Raw genomic sequence first — 15,178 nt, forward strand, 5'->3', positions numbered from 1 at the left:
CGGCCCCCCGCACCGCGGGCCCGGGGTGCGGGCTGCCGGCACCTCGGCCCGGGGCCCGGCCGGGCTCAGGCGGCGAGGCGCTCGGCGAGGGCCTTGGCCTTGGCCGCCGCGTCCTCGTGGGCCTTGTCGCGGGAGGTCTCGTACAGCGGGACCAGCTCGGCCATCGCCGGGTTGTTCGGGGCCATGGTCAGCTCGGGGACGATGAAGTCGACCTCGAGGCCCAGCCCGCCGTTCAGCACGGCCTCCAGGTAGTTCTGGACGTACTCGAAGGGCTCACGGGGCGTGCCCGGCGCGTAGGAACCGCCGCGGCTGGCGACGACGGTGACCGGGGTGCCCTTGGCCGACGGCTGCTCACCCGCCGTGCGGCCCATGATGATCACCTGGTCGAGCCACGCCTTGAGCGTGGAGGGGATCGTGAAGTTGTACATCGGCGCGCCTATGACGATCGCGTCGGCCTGCTCCAGCTCCTCGGCGAGCTTGACGCGCAGTGCGAAGGCCGCCTGCTGCTCGGGGGTGTGGGTGGCCGGGTCGGAGAAGCCGGCGGCGGCGGCGACGCCGTCGAGGTGCGGCAGCGGATCGGCGGCCAGGTCGCGGTGGATCACGGTGCCGTCGGGGTGCTGCTCCTCCCAGGCCTTGCGGAAGGCCGTGGTGACCGAGCGGGAGGCGGAGCCGCCCTCGGGGAAGACGGAGGAGTCGATGAGCAGAAGCGTGGCCATGGGGATCGGTCCTTCGACGGGCGGCCGGGCGGTGCTCGACCACTGATTGAATTCCGTACGTCCCTATTGATAGCACAGGAACTTACTTTTCCGCAGTACCCAACGGGAAGGCGGTACTCTGGGTGTATGGCGGACCACGGCGAGGCGATGTGCAGGCAGGTCGACGGCGGTATGACGCGCGTCTTCGAGCTGTTCGGGAAGCGCTGGACGGGGTTGATCGTCGCCACCCTGATGCCGGGCCCGGTGCACTTCGCCGATCTGCGGCGGGCCATTCCCGGGATCAGTGAGCGGATGCTCTCCGACCGCCTCATGGAGCTGGCGGCGACCGGTCTGGTCGTCCGCGAGGTGGATGCGGGGCCGCCGCTGCGCGTCTCCTACCGGCTGACGGAGGCCGGTCTGGCGATGGAGCCGGCGCTCCAGGAGCTGGGGCGCTGGGCGGAGACCTATCTCGCCGACGGCGGGCAGTGTCCGGAGCGGTTCCGGAAGTAGGCGCCGGGGGCCGGGAGTGCCGGCGGGCCGTGCGGCGGCCTCCGCTTCTGGGCGCGTGTTCGGGTGGGTGTGTGGGTGTCTTAGCCCAGCCGTTCCTGGGCGGCGTTGTAGCGGCGCAGGTAGCTCGCAAAGCGGTCGAGATCGTCCTCGTCCCAGTCGGCCAGCCGCTCGTGGAACGCCTGGCGGCGGCTGGCGGTGACATTGGCGAGTACCTGGGCGCCCTTCTCGGTGGGGTGCAGCACCTGCACGCGGTGGTCCTCGGGGTCCAGGCGGCGCTCGACGAAGCCGAGCTTCTCCAGTGCGGCGATCTGCCGGCTGACCGTGGACTTGTCCAGGAAGTAGTGCGCCGCGAGATCCGTGGCGCGGCATCCCTGCTGGTCGTCGAGGTGCGCAAGCAGGGTGTAGGAGACCAGTGACAGCTCGGGATGCATCCGGGCGGCGGTCGCGCGGGCCCGGCGGGCGAACGCGGTCATCTCCTGCTGGATGGTCTCGACGGAGTCCTCGCGGTGAGCCACGGGTTGCCTTTCGTAGAGGTAGTTGTATAGTACAACGTGGTTTGAGAGTTGTAATAGCCAACTACGGCTTCCGGCCACCTGGTGGCCACAGCTGATCCGACGAGCCGAGAAGGCCTGGCCCATGAGTACGGTCCGACGTCCCGACCACCGAAGCGAGCACCGTTCCGCGCGCGGCGCCCACGCCGCCGGGCTGCGTCACGTTCTGACGCAGCTGATCACCCCGCTGCTGATGTGTATCGGGATGGGACTGGCGTATCTGGGTGCCTTCGCGCACCCCGCGCCGCACCATCTGCCCGTCGCGGTCGTCGGATCGGGCCGAAGCGCCCAGCTGCTCGCCCAGTCGATCAACGACAAAGCGGGCGGCGACCTGCAGGTACGGACCGTCGGTGACCGGTCGGCGGCGGTCGACCGGCTCAGGCACCAGGACATCTTCGGCGCGTATGTGATCCCTGCGCCTGGTGCGAAGGGTGCGAAGGGTGCGGCGGGCTCGGCGGATGCGTCGGTTTCGACGGGTGCTTCGAGCGGGGCGGATGGAGCTGGTGAGGCGGGTGCTTCGCGTGCGGCGGCGGGCAGGTCCGGTGCAGGCGGGGCGGCTGCCCCGGGGAAGCCGGCGCCGGAGCTGCTGGTGGCGACGGCCGGTTCCGACACCAGCGCAACCGTCGTCCAGAAGGTCTTCACCCCGATCGCGGCGCAACAGGGCGCTCCGCTGACGGTCACGGATGTGGCGCCGACCACCGAGGACGACCCGACCGGGCAGGGCATCTTCTTCCTGCTGGTCGCGATCAGCATCGGCTCGTACGCTTCGGTGGCGGTGATCGGCGGTGCCGGAGCCGCGCTGCCGCTCCGGCTGCGGGCGGCGCTGGCCCTCGGCACCTCCTTCGTCGTCGGCCTCATCGGGACGGCGTTCGCCGGTCCGGTCTTCCACCTCGTCGACCACGGTCTCGGCGGACTGTGGAGCATGGCCTGGCTCTACTCCGCGGGCGTTCTGCTGATCGGCACCGGTTTGCACACCTTCCTCAAGCGCTGGACGACGCTCGGTGTGATGACTCTCTTCGTGATGCTCAACTTCACGTCCTCCGGCGGGATCTTCCGCCCCGAGATGCAGAACGGGTTCTTCGCGGCGCTGCACTCCTTCTGGAACGGTGCGGGCTTCGTGGAGGGCACCCGCAGCCATGTCTACTTCGACGGCTACGGGCTGTCGGGACACGTCTGGACGCTGGTGTGGTGGCTGGTCGCCGGCCTGGTGACGATCGGTGTGGCGGCCCTGGCCGAGAAGCGGCGGCGTGCCGCGGAGGCGGAGGCGGCGGCCCATGCCGCGGCGGTGGCGGCGGCCGCGGTGGCGGCGACGGTGCCGGAACCGGCTCAGGAACGGGGCCGTCGGCGGATGCGGACGGCAGGGGGAGCGGGCCACGGGGCCGTGGATGCAGCCGCGGCGTCGGAGGAGGAGAGGGAGAGGCGGTGGGCGTATAGCGGTCCGGAGAGTTATCCACAGGCTCTGCGGGCCGCGCCGGGACCTCGGTAACGTCATGTGCGTCGGCAGGCCGGAACCGCCCGGCGCGCGGACGAACGCAGAGCACAGAGACACTGAAGCGCAGAGACACTGAAGCGCAGAGACATCAAGAACAACAGGTCGTGAAGGGGGAGGTGGCCCGCTATGCCGCGTGTGCCGTACGTACCGGGGTTTGCCCATCCGGATGCCCAGGGGCCGTCGCCCAAGGCCGTCGGCCGGGCGCTGCGGGAGCGCCTTCCGCGTTCCGAGCAGGCCGTGCTGTCGATCGCGGACGGGCGGCCGGATGCGGCCGCGGCGGTTGAGGAGTCCAACGCCGGCCGGCTGCCCGAGCTGACGCCGATACGGGTGGGGCGGATGGCCGCGAGCCCCTTCGCCTTCCTCCGCGGCTCCGCGGGCCTGATGGCGTACGACCTGGCCGCCGGCCCGGTGACCGGTATCGGCACGCAGATATGCGGAGATGCGCACGCCGCCAACTTCGGCCTCTACGGCGACGTCCGCGGCGGCCTCGTTATCGACCTCAACGACTTCGACGAGACCCTGCACGGGCCGTGGGAGTGGGATGTGAAGCGGCTCGCGACATCGATCGTGCTGGCCGGCCGGGAGGCCGGCGCCGATGAGGACGACTGCCGCAAGGCGGCGCGCGACGCGGTGGGCTCCTACCGGCGCACGATGCGGCTGCTGGCCAAGCTGCCGGCCATCGAGGCGTGGAATGCGATCGCCGACGAGGAGTTGGTCTCGCACGCCGACGCCCGGGATCTGCTGGGGACGCTGGAGCGGGTCGCGGAGAAGGCCCGCAAGAACACCAGCGCACGGTTCGCGGCCAAGGCGACGGAGCCGACGGCGGACGGCGGCCGCCGGTTCGTGGATGCACAGCCGGTGCTGCGGCGGGTACCGGATGCGGAGGCGGCAGCCGTCGCCGCGTCCCTCACCGGCTATCTGGACACGGTCACCGAGCACCGGTTGCCCCTGCTGGCCCGGTACGCGGTGCACGATGTGGCCTTCCGCGTGGTCGGCACGGGCAGTGTGGGCCTGCGGTCGTATGTGGTGCTGCTGCAGGACCACCGGGGCGAGCCGCTGGTCCTGCAGGTGAAGGAGGCCCGCAGTTCGGTGCTGGCGCCCTTCGCGGAGAAGGCCGGCTTCCCGGTGCCGTCGGTGGTGCACGAGGGCCGCCGGGTGGTGCTCGGGCAGCGCCGGATGCAGGTGGTCAGCGACATCCTGCTGGGCTGGACGACGGTGCAGGGCGTGGCGTCGTCGGCCACGGGTGGCGCCGCCTCGGGCAGCGGTCCACAGGAAGGGCTGCCCTTCCAGGTCCGCCAGTTCAGAAACCGCAAGGGCAGCGTGGACCCGACGCAGCTGTCCGGCGACCAGATGGACGACTACGCCCGGATGACCGGCGCCCTCCTGGCCCGAGCACACTCCCACAGCGCCGACCCGCGCCTGCTGGCCGGCTACTGCGGCAAGAACGAAGAACTGGACGAGTCCATAGCGGCCTTCGCGGTGTCCTACGCGGACCGCACGGAAGCAGACCACGCGGCACTGACCGCAGCGGTGAAGAGCGGACGGATCGAGGCAGAGATGGGGGTGTGAGGAGGGGAGGGGGCGGACGGGGGGCTCTGGGGCCGGGGCTGGCGTGGGGCGTCGGCGGGGCCGGGCCGGTGGGGCCACGGGCTGGCGGGCCGAGGCTGGCGGGGCCGGGATGGGTGGTCGGGGGTGCTCTGGCAGGTCCGGGGATTGGCGGTCGGGGGGACTGGCTTCGCTGGCCGGGGCTCGGTGGTCGGGTTCGGCGGCGCGGTGGGGCGTGTGTTGGGTCGGGTTGAGTCCGGGGCTCCGTTGGGGGCGTGGGGTCGGTTGAGTCGTGGAGTTGGCCGGGGTGTGGGGGCCGGTGTGGGTGGGAGGCAGGAGGGGTGGGTGGGCTGGGGGGGGGAGGGGCCCCAAGCGCAGTAGGAAGCGACCGAATGGCCATGGCGGGCCGCGCTCGGCGGGGCCGTACGCTGGCCGGGTGACGAACTCGCACGCGGAGAACGCGCAGGACGGCCAGCACCGACCGGACGTACCGGGCACCCCGGACGCCCAGGCCGACCCGCAGGCACCGGACGCCCGCGGCGGCGGGCAGGACGCTCAGCTCGGGCACGGCGGCGGCCCGGAAGATCAGGTCGCGGGCCCGGAGGGGCCGGACGTCGGCCGCGTGGCCCGGACCGATCCACCCGTGGGTCAGGCCGCAGCAGAGCCTGACCCGGGCGTCGGTCAGGCCGCGGAAGGGGCCGATCCGGGCGGGGCGCCGAGCGAGCAGGCGACCGCGGCGCAGGACGAGGCGACCCGGCGGCTCGCGAAGGCAGTACTGGCCGCGGAACAGGCGCTGATCGAGTTCGAGATCGCGGTGGAGACCTTCCGGGTGGAGGTGGAGAACTTCTCCCGTCTGCACCACCAGCGGCTCGGCCCCATGTATGCACGGCTGGACGAGCTGGACGCGCAGATCGCCGAGGCGGTGGCGGCACGGACGGGCGATCCCGCGGACATCCGTAAGGCGCGGGAGGCGCGGGCGTCGGTGCTGCCGATGCCGGAGGTCGAGGAGCTCTTCCACGGCTGGATGGGTTCGGACGGGCTGTATCCCGAGGCTCAGGCGATGCTCACCGAGCAGTCGGTGCGGCCGCCGCAGAAGGTGCGGCCCAGCGAAGAGACCCGCAAGGTCTACCGCGACCTGGTGCGCAAGGCCCACCCGGACCTGGCGCGGGACGACGCGGAGCGGGCGCGGCGGGATGCGTTCATCGCACGGGTCAACTCGGCGTACGCCCGGGGCGACGAGACGGTGCTGCGCGAGCTGGCGCGGGAGTGGGAGGCCGGCCCCGCGCCGGTCGAGGAGCGGCTCAGCGAGAGCGAGGAGCTCTACGCGCGGCTGGAGTGGCTGGCCGAGCGCAAGGAGCTGCTGGCCGCCATGGCAGCCGAGCTGGAGGAGAGCGCGATCGGCGCGATGATCAAGATGGCACCGGAGGACCCGGACGCGCTGTTGGACGAGATCGCCGAGAAGCTGCTCGCCGATGTCGCGGAACGCGAGACGTACCTCGCGCAGCTGGTCGGGTAGCGTCGAGACCATGCAATTTGGTTCTGTGCCCACGGTCGGTGTCGACGCTCTCACGTCGGAGGATTTCCTCCTGGATGTGCGCGAGGACGACGAGTGGGAGGCGGGGCATGCCGAGGGCGCGCTGCACATCCCGATGAGTGAATTCGTCGCCCGCTACGGGGAGTTGACCGAGGCGGCTCCCGAGGCCGGCAAGGTGTACGTGCTGTGCCGGGTCGGCGGGCGCTCGGCGCAGGTGGCGCAGTACCTGGTCCAGCAGGGCGTTGACGCGGTGAACGTCGCGGGCGGCATGCAGGCATGGGAGGCGGCCGGCCGTCCCGTCTCGGACGGCAAGGGCGGCTCGGGGTCGGTCATCTAGGCGGAGCGCCGGAGCGCCGGAGAGCTGGGGAGTCGGGCTGCCGGGCGGTCGGGCGGTCGGTTAGCTGGAGGTCGTCCCGTCGTGCGGCCGTCAAGCGCCCCCGGGGACAGCCGTCAGCGCCCGAACAGTCGTCAGTCGCCTCCTCCCGGAGGGGCGGCGGAGGCCGCACGGGGTGATCGTCCGGGGTGTCGAAGGAGTAGGGGGCAACCGCAGGCCGCCGGCGCTACCGGGACGAGCGGCGGCCGTGGCCAGAGCCCTGAAACCCGGCGCCGGCACGGCGACCCGACCGACGCGCCCCGCCCCGCCCTGGCCCGGCACAGGCGCCGGCCCGGCTCCGGCTTGCACTCGACTCAGCCCAGCGGGTGTGCCGCGAGCAGCTCGCCGAGGGACTCCTCGTGGGCGGCGGCGGGGCCGAGGGACAGCTCGAGCTGTTTGGCCCAGGCGTGGTAGCGGTGCAGCGGGTAGTCGGTGTCGGCGCCGAAGCCACCGTGTAGATGCTGGGCGGTCTGGACGACGCGGCGTACGCCCTCGGAGGCCCAGATCTTGGCGACCGCGACATCTCCGGCGAGCGGTAGCGGGCCGGTCGCTTCGGTGGTGAGGCGCCAGGCGGCCTGCCAGAGTGTGGCCTCCATCGCGCACAGGTCGATGAAGCGATCGGCGGTCTGGCAGGCGACGGCCTGGAAGGTGGCCACGGGGAACCCGAACTGTTCGCGCTTGCCGGTGTAGTCGCTCGTCATGGCCAGTACGCGCTCCCCGAGCCCCAGGGCGAGTGCGCAGGTGCCGGTGGTCAGAATGTTGCGCAGTGAGTCCCAGGCGGCGGGATCGGTGATCGTTTCCCGGGCGCTGATACGTACGGAATCCAGCTGGACCTCGGCGTGCGGTTCTCCGCTGGTCGACACCTGGTCGTCGAGCCTGATGCCCGGGTGGGAGCGGGGGACGAGGGCGAGGACGGTGTGGCCTTCGGAGGTGTGGGCGGGGAGCAGGATCCGGTCCGTGGTCCGGGCCCAGGGCACAGCGGTCTGTACGCCGTCGAGGACCCATTCGGGGCCCTCCTGACGGGCTTCCACGGCGAGCTCGGCCGGTTCGTGCCCGGTGCGGCCGTGGGCGCCGACGGTCACGACGAGGTTCCCGGCGCCGATCCGGGGGAGCACCTCCGCACAGAGCTCGTCGGTCGCATAACGCTGCATGGTGAGCGCGGCGGCTCCGGACTCCAGCAGTGGTACCCGTGCCAGCACTTTGGCCGACTCGCGGAGTACGAGGCAGAGTGCGATCGGGTCCAGGCCTGCGCCGCCGTGCTCGGGCGCGATCGGCAGGCTCAGCAGGTCGGCGTCGGCGAGCTTGTGCCAGAGCGCGCGGTCGAAGTCGTCGGCGACCGCACCGGGGGCGATCGCCGGGCTGGGCACACTGTCCGGAGCGACCCCCGAGAAGACGGCCCTCGCCGCTTCGACGGCGGCCTGCTGCTCCTCGGTGAAGGTGAAGTCCACTGCTCTGTCCTCCCACGCGGCGCCTCGATCTGACGAAGCGTCAAGGTAGAACAGGTTGCAGGAATTGGGAATGGCGGAGGCGGTGCAAGGGGGAGGGAGTTGGGGCGGGCGGGGAGCGACCCGGGGAGCGGGTGGCCGTGCTTGCGGGGTTCGGCCGGCACCGGCTTCGGGACCGCCTCGGTGCCGGTTCCTGCCGGAACGAAGCCGAGAGCCGAGAGCCGAAGCCGATGGCGATGGCGATGCCGACGCGGAAGCTGGTGCCGGTGCCGGTTGCTGACGTCGGGGCCTTGGGCACGTGGAACCTTGGGCATGTGGATCAGCGGCGGGTCTTCGGCGGTGAAGGCGGGGCCTTGTGGTGGCGAAGTGGCTCGGGCAGCGTCCCGGATTCAGCTGGGCACGGCTCCGAGGGGCGCCCGGGGCTGTGGCGCCGCCCTGAGGGGCCGGGGCGGCGCCTGGGGCGGCGCCGCGCCCGGTGCGTGGGGCCGCTTCGCTCGGGTCGGTCCTATCGGTCGAAGTCCAGCTCGACCTTCTCCGTGACCGGGTGGGACTGGCAGGCCAGCACATAACCCGCGTCGACCTCGTCGGATTCCAGGGCGAAGTTGCGGTCCATGCGGACCTCGCCCGAGACCAGGAAGGCGCGGCAGGTGCCGCAGACGCCGCCCTTGCAGGCGTACGGGGCGTCCGCGCGGTTGCGCAGGACTGCTTCGAGCAGCGATTCGCTGTCGTGGACCGGCCAGCTGCCGGAGCGGCCGTCGAGGGTGGCGGTCACGGTGCTGTGCGCGGGGGTGGCGGCTGCGGGGGCGGTCGGGGTGCCGTTGTCGACGTGGAAGATCTCTTCGTGGATGTGGGTGCGGGGCACATCGAGGGCGCGCAGGGCGCGTTCGGCGCCCTGGACCAGGCCGTAGGGGCCACAGAGGTACCAGCCGTCGACGGCGTCGATCTTCAGGAGCGCGGGCAGGAGGGAGCGGAGGCGGGTCTCGTCCAGGCGGCCGGAGGGCAGGCCGGCCTGTTGTTCCTCGCGGGAGAGGGTGTGGATGAGCTGGAAGCGCTGGGGATGGCGGTCCTTGAGATCGGCCACCTCCTCCAGAAACATCGTCGATGCCGCCGTGCGGTCACTGCGGATGAGGCAGAAGCGGGCGTCCGGCTGCTGGGCGAGCAGGGTGGCGGCGATGGACAGCACGGGGGTGATGCCGCTGCCGCCGACGATTCCGACGAAGTGGCCGGGGCGCGGTTCGAGGGTGAACCGGCCTGCCGGGGCCATGACCTCCACCGTGTCACCGACCGCCAGTTCCTTGAGCGCGTACGTCGAGAACGCACCGTCCTCGACCAGCCGGATGCCTACACGCAGTACCGGCTGGTCGGTGGCCGGGGTGCAGATGGAGTACGTACGGCGGATCTCCTGGCCGTCGACCGATCTGCGCAGCGCGATGTGCTGCCCGGGGGTGTGCCGGAAGGTCGTGCGCAGCTCGGGCGGGACCGCGAAGGTGACGGCCACCGCGTCGTCCGTGAGCCGCTCGATCTCCCGGACCTGGAGCGGGTGGAACATCACAACTCCTTGAAGTGGTCGAAGGGTTCGCGGCAGGACTCACAGCGGCGCAGTGCTTTGCACGCCGTGGAGGAGAACCGGCTCAGCAGGGTGGTGTCGGTCGATCCGCAGTGGGGGCAGCGGATGGTGAGGTCGACGGTGACCGGTCCGCCGGCCGGTCCCGTGGGGCGTGGCGGTGCGATACCGAATTCGGCGAGCTTGCGGCGGCCCTCGGCGGTGATCGCGTCCGTGGTCCACGGCGGGCTGAGGACCGTACGGACCTCGACCTCGGGTATGCCGTGGTCGTGCAGCACCCGCTCGATGTCGGCCGACATCGCCTCGATGGCGGGGCAGCCGGTGTACGTCGGGGTGAGCTGCACCTCGACCCGGCCGGGGGCCGTGAGCTGCACACCGCGCAGCACGCCCAGCTCGGCGAGGGTGAGCACCGGCAGCTCGGGGTCGGGAACGGAGCCGGCCAGCGCCAGCAGTTCCTCTTCGAGGGCGGTGGTGGTCACCATGTCGCCCCCGGGTGGCTGCGGTGGAGGTGCTGCATCTCGGCGAGCAGCCGTCCGAACGATTCGGTGTGCAGGCCCTGGCGGCCCGCGCCGGCCCTCCAGGCGCCGTGCCGGGGGCCTTCGGGGACGGTGAGGGTGGCTTGCTCCAGGGTGGCGGTGATGCGGGTGGTCCAGGTGTCGTGCAGGGCCGCCCAGGGCACCGTTTCCAGTCCGTCCACCGGCTCGAAGAGTTCGCCGGTGAACTGCCACAGGGAATCCAGGGCGCGTTGCATCCGGGCGTGGCTCTCGTCCGTGCCGTCGCCCAGGCGCAGCGTCCACTGGTGGGCGTGGTCGCGGTGGTAGGCGACCTCCTTGACGGCCTTCCCGGCCAGTGGTGCCAACTCGCTCTCGGTTGCGGCGAGATGGTCGAACAGCAGCTCCTGGTAGGTGGAGAAGTAGAGCTGGCGGGCGATGGTGTGGGCGAAGTCGCCGTTGGGCTGTTCCACGAGCTGGAGATTGCGGAACTGCCGCTCCTCGCGCAGATAGGCCAGCTCGTCCTCGTCACCGGCCAGGGAGAGCAGCACGCGGGCTTGGCCGAGCAGGTCCAGCGCGATATTGGCCAGGGCGACCTCCTCCTCCAGGACCGGGGCGTGGCCTGCCCACTCGCCCAGGCGGTGGGAGAGGATCAGGGCGTCGTCCCCGAGGGGCAGGGCCGGGGTGGCGGTGATGTTCCTCAAAGGTGATGCACCCCGTCCGGGATCTCGTAGAAGGTCGGGTGGCGGTAGGGCTTGTCGCCGGCCGGCTCGAAGAAGGCGTCCTTCTCGTCCGGCGAAGAGGCGGTGACCTGCGCCGAGGGCACCACCCAGATGGAGACGCCTTCGGAGCGGCGGGTGTAGAGGTCGCGGGCGTTGCGCAGTGCCATCTCGGCGTCCGGTGCGTGCAGGCTGCCGGCGTGGGTGTGCGAGAGACCGCGGCGGCTGCGGACGAAGACCTCCCACAGGGGCCAGTCGGTGGGCGCTGCGGCGGTGGCGGCGGTTTCGGCGGGGCGTGGTGTCGTCATCGGGTGGCCTTCCCGTGCTTGGCCGCGTGGGCGGCGGCTGCGTCGCGCACCCAGGCGCCTTCCTCATGGGCCTGTCGACGGCGGCTGATCCGTTGTTCGTTGCAGGGGCCGTTGCCCTTGAGGACCTCGCGGAACTCGGCCCAGTCGATCGGGCCGAAATCCCAGTGGCCGCGCTCTTCGTTCCACGTCAGATCCGGGTCGGGGAGCGTCAGTCCGAGGGCCTCGGCCTGGGGGACGCAGATGTCCACGAAGCGCTGGCGCAGCTCGTCGTTGGAGTGCCGCTTGATCTTCCAGGCCATGGACTGCGCGGAGTGCGACGACTCGTCGTCCGGCGGGCCGAACATCATCAGGGACGGCCACCACCAGCGGTCCACCGCGTCCTGCGCCATGGCGTGCTGTGCCTCGGTGCCGCGGCTGAGGGTCAGCAGGAGTTCGTAGCCCTGGCGCTGGTGGAAGGACTCCTCCTTGCAGATGCGGACCATGGCGCGGGCGTAGGGACCGTACGAACACCGGCACAGCGGGACTTGGTTGGTGATCGCCGCGCCGTCGACCAGCCAGCCGATGGCGCCGACGTCGGCCCAGGTCAGGGTCGGGTAGTTGAAGATCGAGGAGTACTTCTGGCGGCCGGAGTGCAGCTTGTCCAGCAGCTCGTCGCGGCCGGTGCCCAGGGTCTCGGCGGCGCTGTAGAGATACAGGCCGTGGCCGGCCTCGTCCTGCACCTTCGCCATCAGGATCGCCTTGCGGCGCAGGGACGGCGCCCGGGTGATCCAGTTGGCCTCCGGCTGCATGCCGATGATCTCGGAGTGGGCGTGCTGCGCTATCTGCCGCACGAGTGTCGAGCGGTAGGCGTCCGGCATCCAGTCCCGCGGCTCGATGCGCTCTTCCGCGGCCACGGTGGCGTCGAATACGGCCTCTCGGGCCGTCTCTTCCGGCGCGATCGTCGTCATGTGGTGCCCCCTCGCTGCTCCCGACCGACCGATCGTTCGGTTCAATGGTGAGTGGGCGGACCTCGGGTGTCAAGCCTGTGGATAACCCGGGGAAGGTGTGCCCGGCGGGGTCCGCATAGGTACGGTTCCGAAGCGGAGTCAGCCGCATGGATTCTGGGAACGGGGCGGGAATGGAGTCATACGGGGACGAATCGCGGTCACTGGCCGCGCTCTCGCTGCCCTCGCGGATCGTTATAGGAGTGGCGGCCTGTGCCATCGCGGTCATCGTCGCGATTCATCTCGCCATGATGTTCCTGCATGTCGCGCCGTCGAACACGCTCAGCAAGCAGCAGGGCGCCCTGATCAGCGACTATGTCTATCCCGAGTACGAGCAGAACTGGAAGCTGTTCGCACCCAATCCCCTCCAGCAGAACAGCGACGTCCAGGTCCGCGCACAGCTGCGCACCGAGGACGGCGCCGTGCGGACCACCGGCTGGACCGATCTGACCGCCCGCGACGGCCAGGCCATCCTCCACAACCCGATGCCCAGCCATACCCAGCAGAACCAGCTGCGCCGCGGGTGGGAACTCTTCCTCAACACCCACAACGCGCAGAACCGCCCGGTCGGCCTGCGCGGTGAGCTGTCCGAGCGCTACATCCGGCGGATCGTGCTGCTGCGGATGGACGGTGAGTGGACCAGGAGCGGCGGCCGGGTCGAGCGGATTCAGGTCCGCTCGCAGACGACGGCGGTCCGCCCGCCGCCGTGGAGCTCCGAGAAGATCAGCGACAAGCCCGTGTTCCGCGTGCTGCCCTGGTGGCAGGTCACCGCAGACGACCTGCCCGAGGGAGCGAACCACCAGTGACGTCACCGACGCCCCAGCAGCCTCAGCAGACGCCCGGCACACAGCATTCCGCGCACCCCACGGAGCCGACCGAAGTGCCCCAGCATGCGCAGGCACCGCAGGCACCGCAGGCACCGCAGGCACCGCAGGCACCGCAGGCACCGCAGGCACCGCAGGCGCCCCAGGAGTCCGCCCCCTACGAAGAGACCCGTATCGAGCGCGCCATCGGCCGGGGCTTCCGGTATGCCACCGATCGGGTGCTGGCCCCGTACCAGACCGCCGTGATCCGGATCGGCTTCTCGGCGACCTGGCTCCTGTTCCTGCTGCGGGAATGGCCGCACCGCGCGGTTCTCTACGGGCCCGACAGCCCCTGGAGCCTGGACATGGCGCGCCGGTTGCTGGACGGCAACCACGCCTTCTCCGTGCTGCCCTGGTCCGACGGCCGCGGCTGGTTCGAGTGCATCTATCTGCTGGCCATCGTGGCCGGCGCACTGCTGATGCTCGGCTGGCGCACCCGCACCATGTCGGTGCTCTTCATGGTCGGCGTGATCTCGCTGCAGAACCGCAGCATCTTCATAGGGGACGGCGGCGACAACGTCATCCACCTGATGTCGATGTATCTCGTGCTGACCCGGTGCGGGCAGGTCTGGTCGCTGGACGCACGCCGCGCGAAGCGGGCCGCGGCCGCCGCGGACGAGACCGGCGGCGCTCCCACCGGCTCCCGCGATCTGCCCGGCGTCATCCTGTGGGCCGTGCTCGGCCTCGCCCTGGCCGTCGCCCAGCTGGGCGGCAACTACGGCCTCAGCTGGTTCGAGAACGGTCCGTTCCCGCACATCGGCTGGAGCCTGGTGCTGTGGGGACTGTGGGCGACGCACGGTCTGTGGTGGGCGGTGCAGCGGTACGCGCCCGGCGAGCCGCGCGTCGTACTGGACACCCTCGCCAAGCTCGCCCACAACGGCGCCCTGCTGGTGATCATGGTCGAGGTCTGCCTGATCTACGCCACCGCGGGTTGGTACAAGATCCAGGGCAGCCGCTGGCAGGACGGCACCGCGGTCTACTTCCCGATGCACCTGGACTACTTCTCCCCCTGGCCGGCGCTGTCCGAGCTGCTGGGCAGCAACGGCGTGATGATCATGCTGATCACCTACGGCACAGTGATCGTGCAGGTCGCCTTCCCGTTCACGCTCTTCAACCGCCGGCTGAAGAATGTGCTGCTGGTCGCGATGATCTGTGAGCACCTCTCCATCGCGTTCCTGCTGGGGCTGCCGTTCTTCTCGCTCGCGATGATCACCGCGGACGCGGTCTTCCTGCCGACGAACTTCCTGACCTGGCTCTCCGGGCGCATCTCCGGCCTGCGCAAACGGCTCTTCTCGCGCGGCGGACCGGCCCGCTCGGCCACCGGATCCGGCGGCGGTGAGCCGGACACCCGTACGGAGCACAGCGGCGGTGGCCATACGCTCGTGGGGTGAGCAGCGAGAAAACCGCCCCCGCCGAGCCCCTCCAGTACGACGAGGGGTACGGGCCCCAGATCGGCGTCGGACCGCATCCGCAGCCCTGGCCGCAGGGCGAGCGGTTCGACCCCGAGCTGCTCGCGCACGGTGACCGCCGCAATGTCGTCGACCGGTACCGCTACTGGACGCGCGAGGCGATCATCGCCGACCTCGACACCCGCCGCCATGACTTCCATGTGGCCGTCGAGAACTGGGGCCACGACTTCAACATCGGCTCGGTCGTCCGGACCGCGAACGCGTTCCTGGCCAAGGAGATCCATATCGTCGGGCAGCGCCGCTGGAACCGCCGCGGCGCGATGGTGACCGACCGCTACCAGCACGTCCGCCACCACCCGGACACCGCCGACCTCACCGCCTGGGCGGCGGCCGAGGAGCTGCCGATCATCGGGATCGACAATCTCCCCGGCTCCGTACCGCTGGAGACGACCGAGCTGCCGCGCCGCTGTGTGCTGCTGTTCGGCCAGGAGGGGCCGGGGCTGACTGAGGAAGCGCGCCGGCACACCTCGCTGGTCTGCTCGATCGCGCAGTTCGGCTCGACGCGCTCGATCAACGCGGGGGCCGCGGCCGCCATCGCGATGCACGCCTGGATCGGCCGCCATGCGCGGATCGAGGGGCCGGGCGCCCTCTGACAGGCCTGGCCCCGTCTGCGGCCCGGCGGGGCCCAGGACAGGT

General features: G+C 71.1%; 16 protein-coding genes. 8 read left to right on the plus strand and 8 right to left on the minus strand.

The genetic code is table 11. The features are described from left to right. Positions 1 to 65: 65 nt before the first annotated feature. Positions 66 to 716 carry an NAD(P)H-dependent oxidoreductase gene (locus AB0C46_RS17495; RefSeq protein WP_362828665.1) on the minus strand — a complete coding sequence of 217 codons (651 nt, stop codon included), beginning with the start codon at positions 714 to 716 and terminating at the stop codon, positions 66 to 68. A 126-nt stretch (positions 717 to 842) separates the two neighbouring features. On the opposite strand from AB0C46_RS17495, the gene AB0C46_RS17500 reads away from it, so the two are divergent. Then, positions 843 to 1,205 carry a helix-turn-helix domain-containing protein gene (locus AB0C46_RS17500; RefSeq protein WP_362828666.1) on the plus strand — a complete coding sequence of 121 codons (363 nt, stop codon included), beginning with the start codon at positions 843 to 845 and terminating at the stop codon, positions 1,203 to 1,205. Between the two features lie 80 nt (positions 1,206 to 1,285). Here the strand turns inward: AB0C46_RS17500 and AB0C46_RS17505 are convergent, their stop codons facing one another. After that, on the minus strand, positions 1,286 to 1,720 hold the full coding sequence (locus AB0C46_RS17505; RefSeq protein ID WP_362828667.1) for a MarR family transcriptional regulator: 435 nt from the start codon (positions 1,718 to 1,720) through the stop codon (positions 1,286 to 1,288). Positions 1,721 to 1,841: 121 nt separating this feature from the next. Here AB0C46_RS17505 and AB0C46_RS17510 point away from each other — a divergent pair, with 121 nt between their 5' ends. The 4 genes from AB0C46_RS17510 (at position 1,842) to AB0C46_RS17525 (ending at position 6,664) form a co-directional block, all read left to right on the plus strand. Further along, positions 1,842 to 3,242, plus strand: coding sequence for an ABC transporter permease (locus AB0C46_RS17510; RefSeq protein ID WP_362828668.1), 1,401 nt, complete (start codon positions 1,842 to 1,844; stop codon positions 3,240 to 3,242). A gap of 132 nt (positions 3,243 to 3,374) precedes the next feature. Next, positions 3,375 to 4,817, plus strand: coding sequence for a DUF2252 domain-containing protein (locus AB0C46_RS17515; RefSeq protein WP_362828669.1), 1,443 nt, complete (start codon positions 3,375 to 3,377; stop codon positions 4,815 to 4,817). Between the two features lie 412 nt (positions 4,818 to 5,229). Beyond that, positions 5,230 to 6,309, plus strand: coding sequence for a J domain-containing protein (locus AB0C46_RS17520; protein ID WP_362828670.1), 1,080 nt, complete (start codon positions 5,230 to 5,232; stop codon positions 6,307 to 6,309). 10 nt (positions 6,310 to 6,319) lie between these two features. Next, complete coding sequence (locus AB0C46_RS17525; protein ID WP_362828671.1) at positions 6,320 to 6,664, plus strand: rhodanese-like domain-containing protein; 345 nt, start codon at positions 6,320 to 6,322, stop codon at positions 6,662 to 6,664. Between the two features lie 350 nt (positions 6,665 to 7,014). Here the strand turns inward: AB0C46_RS17525 and AB0C46_RS17530 are convergent, their stop codons facing one another. The 6 genes from AB0C46_RS17530 to paaA form a co-directional block, all read right to left on the minus strand. After that, complete coding sequence (locus tag AB0C46_RS17530; RefSeq protein WP_362828672.1) at positions 7,015 to 8,148, minus strand: acyl-CoA dehydrogenase family protein; 1,134 nt, start codon at positions 8,146 to 8,148, stop codon at positions 7,015 to 7,017. Positions 8,149 to 8,650: 502 nt separating this feature from the next. Continuing rightward, a complete protein-coding gene (gene paaE / locus AB0C46_RS17535) occupies positions 8,651 to 9,694 on the minus strand; it encodes a 1,2-phenylacetyl-CoA epoxidase subunit PaaE (protein ID WP_362828673.1) in 1,044 nt (347 codons plus the stop codon). Beyond that, the gene (paaD, locus tag AB0C46_RS17540) at positions 9,694 to 10,191 is read right to left on the minus strand and encodes a 1,2-phenylacetyl-CoA epoxidase subunit PaaD (RefSeq protein WP_362828674.1); all 498 of its coding nucleotides are present in this window, start codon (positions 10,189 to 10,191) and stop codon (positions 9,694 to 9,696) included. Before paaD ends, paaE begins: the two co-directional genes overlap by 1 nt. Beyond that, positions 10,185 to 10,904: a 1,2-phenylacetyl-CoA epoxidase subunit PaaC gene (paaC, locus tag AB0C46_RS17545; protein ID WP_362828675.1), complete on the minus strand. Its 720-nt coding sequence runs from the start codon at positions 10,902 to 10,904 to the stop codon at positions 10,185 to 10,187. The genes paaD and paaC overlap by 7 nt, the downstream gene beginning before the upstream one ends. Further along, complete coding sequence (gene paaB, locus AB0C46_RS17550) at positions 10,901 to 11,227, minus strand: 1,2-phenylacetyl-CoA epoxidase subunit PaaB (protein WP_362828676.1); 327 nt, start codon at positions 11,225 to 11,227, stop codon at positions 10,901 to 10,903. Before paaB ends, paaC begins: the two co-directional genes overlap by 4 nt. Next, positions 11,224 to 12,174: a 1,2-phenylacetyl-CoA epoxidase subunit PaaA gene (gene paaA, locus AB0C46_RS17555; protein WP_362828677.1), complete on the minus strand. Its 951-nt coding sequence runs from the start codon at positions 12,172 to 12,174 to the stop codon at positions 11,224 to 11,226. The genes paaB and paaA overlap by 4 nt, the downstream gene beginning before the upstream one ends. A gap of 170 nt (positions 12,175 to 12,344) precedes the next feature. Between paaA and AB0C46_RS17560 the strand changes: the two genes are divergently transcribed. The 3 genes from AB0C46_RS17560 to AB0C46_RS17570 are packed head-to-tail and all read left to right on the plus strand — an operon-like array spanning position 12,345 to position 15,135. Then, positions 12,345 to 13,016 carry a DUF5819 family protein gene (locus AB0C46_RS17560; protein WP_362828823.1) on the plus strand — a complete coding sequence of 224 codons (672 nt, stop codon included), beginning with the start codon at positions 12,345 to 12,347 and terminating at the stop codon, positions 13,014 to 13,016. Continuing rightward, complete coding sequence (locus AB0C46_RS17565) at positions 13,013 to 14,464, plus strand: HTTM domain-containing protein (RefSeq protein ID WP_362828678.1); 1,452 nt, start codon at positions 13,013 to 13,015, stop codon at positions 14,462 to 14,464. Before AB0C46_RS17560 ends, AB0C46_RS17565 begins: the two co-directional genes overlap by 4 nt. Next, complete coding sequence (locus AB0C46_RS17570) at positions 14,461 to 15,135, plus strand: TrmH family RNA methyltransferase (protein WP_362828679.1); 675 nt, start codon at positions 14,461 to 14,463, stop codon at positions 15,133 to 15,135. Before AB0C46_RS17565 ends, AB0C46_RS17570 begins: the two co-directional genes overlap by 4 nt. Positions 15,136 to 15,178 lie beyond the last annotated feature (43 nt).

This window comes from Streptomyces sp. NPDC048637, from assembly GCF_040650675.1.
Lineage (GTDB): Bacteria > Actinomycetota > Actinomycetes > Streptomycetales > Streptomycetaceae > Streptomyces.

Excerpts from the sequence above, each read along its gene's own strand:
- AB0C46_RS17525 (WP_362828671.1), top strand. The coding sequence starts at position 6,320 with ATGCAATTTGGTTCTGTGCCCACGGTCGGTGTCGACGCTCTCACGTCG.
- paaD (WP_362828674.1), bottom strand. The coding sequence starts at position 10,191 with ATGGTGACCACCACCGCCCTCGAAGAGGAACTGCTGGCGCTGGCCGGC.
- AB0C46_RS17510 (WP_362828668.1), top strand. The coding sequence starts at position 1,842 with ATGAGTACGGTCCGACGTCCCGACCACCGAAGCGAGCACCGTTCCGCG.
- AB0C46_RS17500 (WP_362828666.1), top strand. The coding sequence starts at position 843 with ATGGCGGACCACGGCGAGGCGATGTGCAGGCAGGTCGACGGCGGTATG.
- AB0C46_RS17495 (WP_362828665.1), bottom strand. The coding sequence starts at position 716 with ATGGCCACGCTTCTGCTCATCGACTCCTCCGTCTTCCCCGAGGGCGGC.
- paaA (WP_362828677.1), bottom strand. The coding sequence starts at position 12,174 with ATGACGACGATCGCGCCGGAAGAGACGGCCCGAGAGGCCGTATTCGAC.
- AB0C46_RS17560 (WP_362828823.1), top strand. The coding sequence starts at position 12,345 with ATGGAGTCATACGGGGACGAATCGCGGTCACTGGCCGCGCTCTCGCTG.
- AB0C46_RS17515 (WP_362828669.1), top strand. The coding sequence starts at position 3,375 with ATGCCGCGTGTGCCGTACGTACCGGGGTTTGCCCATCCGGATGCCCAG.
- paaB (WP_362828676.1), bottom strand. The coding sequence starts at position 11,227 with ATGACGACACCACGCCCCGCCGAAACCGCCGCCACCGCCGCAGCGCCC.
- paaE (WP_362828673.1), bottom strand. The coding sequence starts at position 9,694 with ATGTTCCACCCGCTCCAGGTCCGGGAGATCGAGCGGCTCACGGACGAC.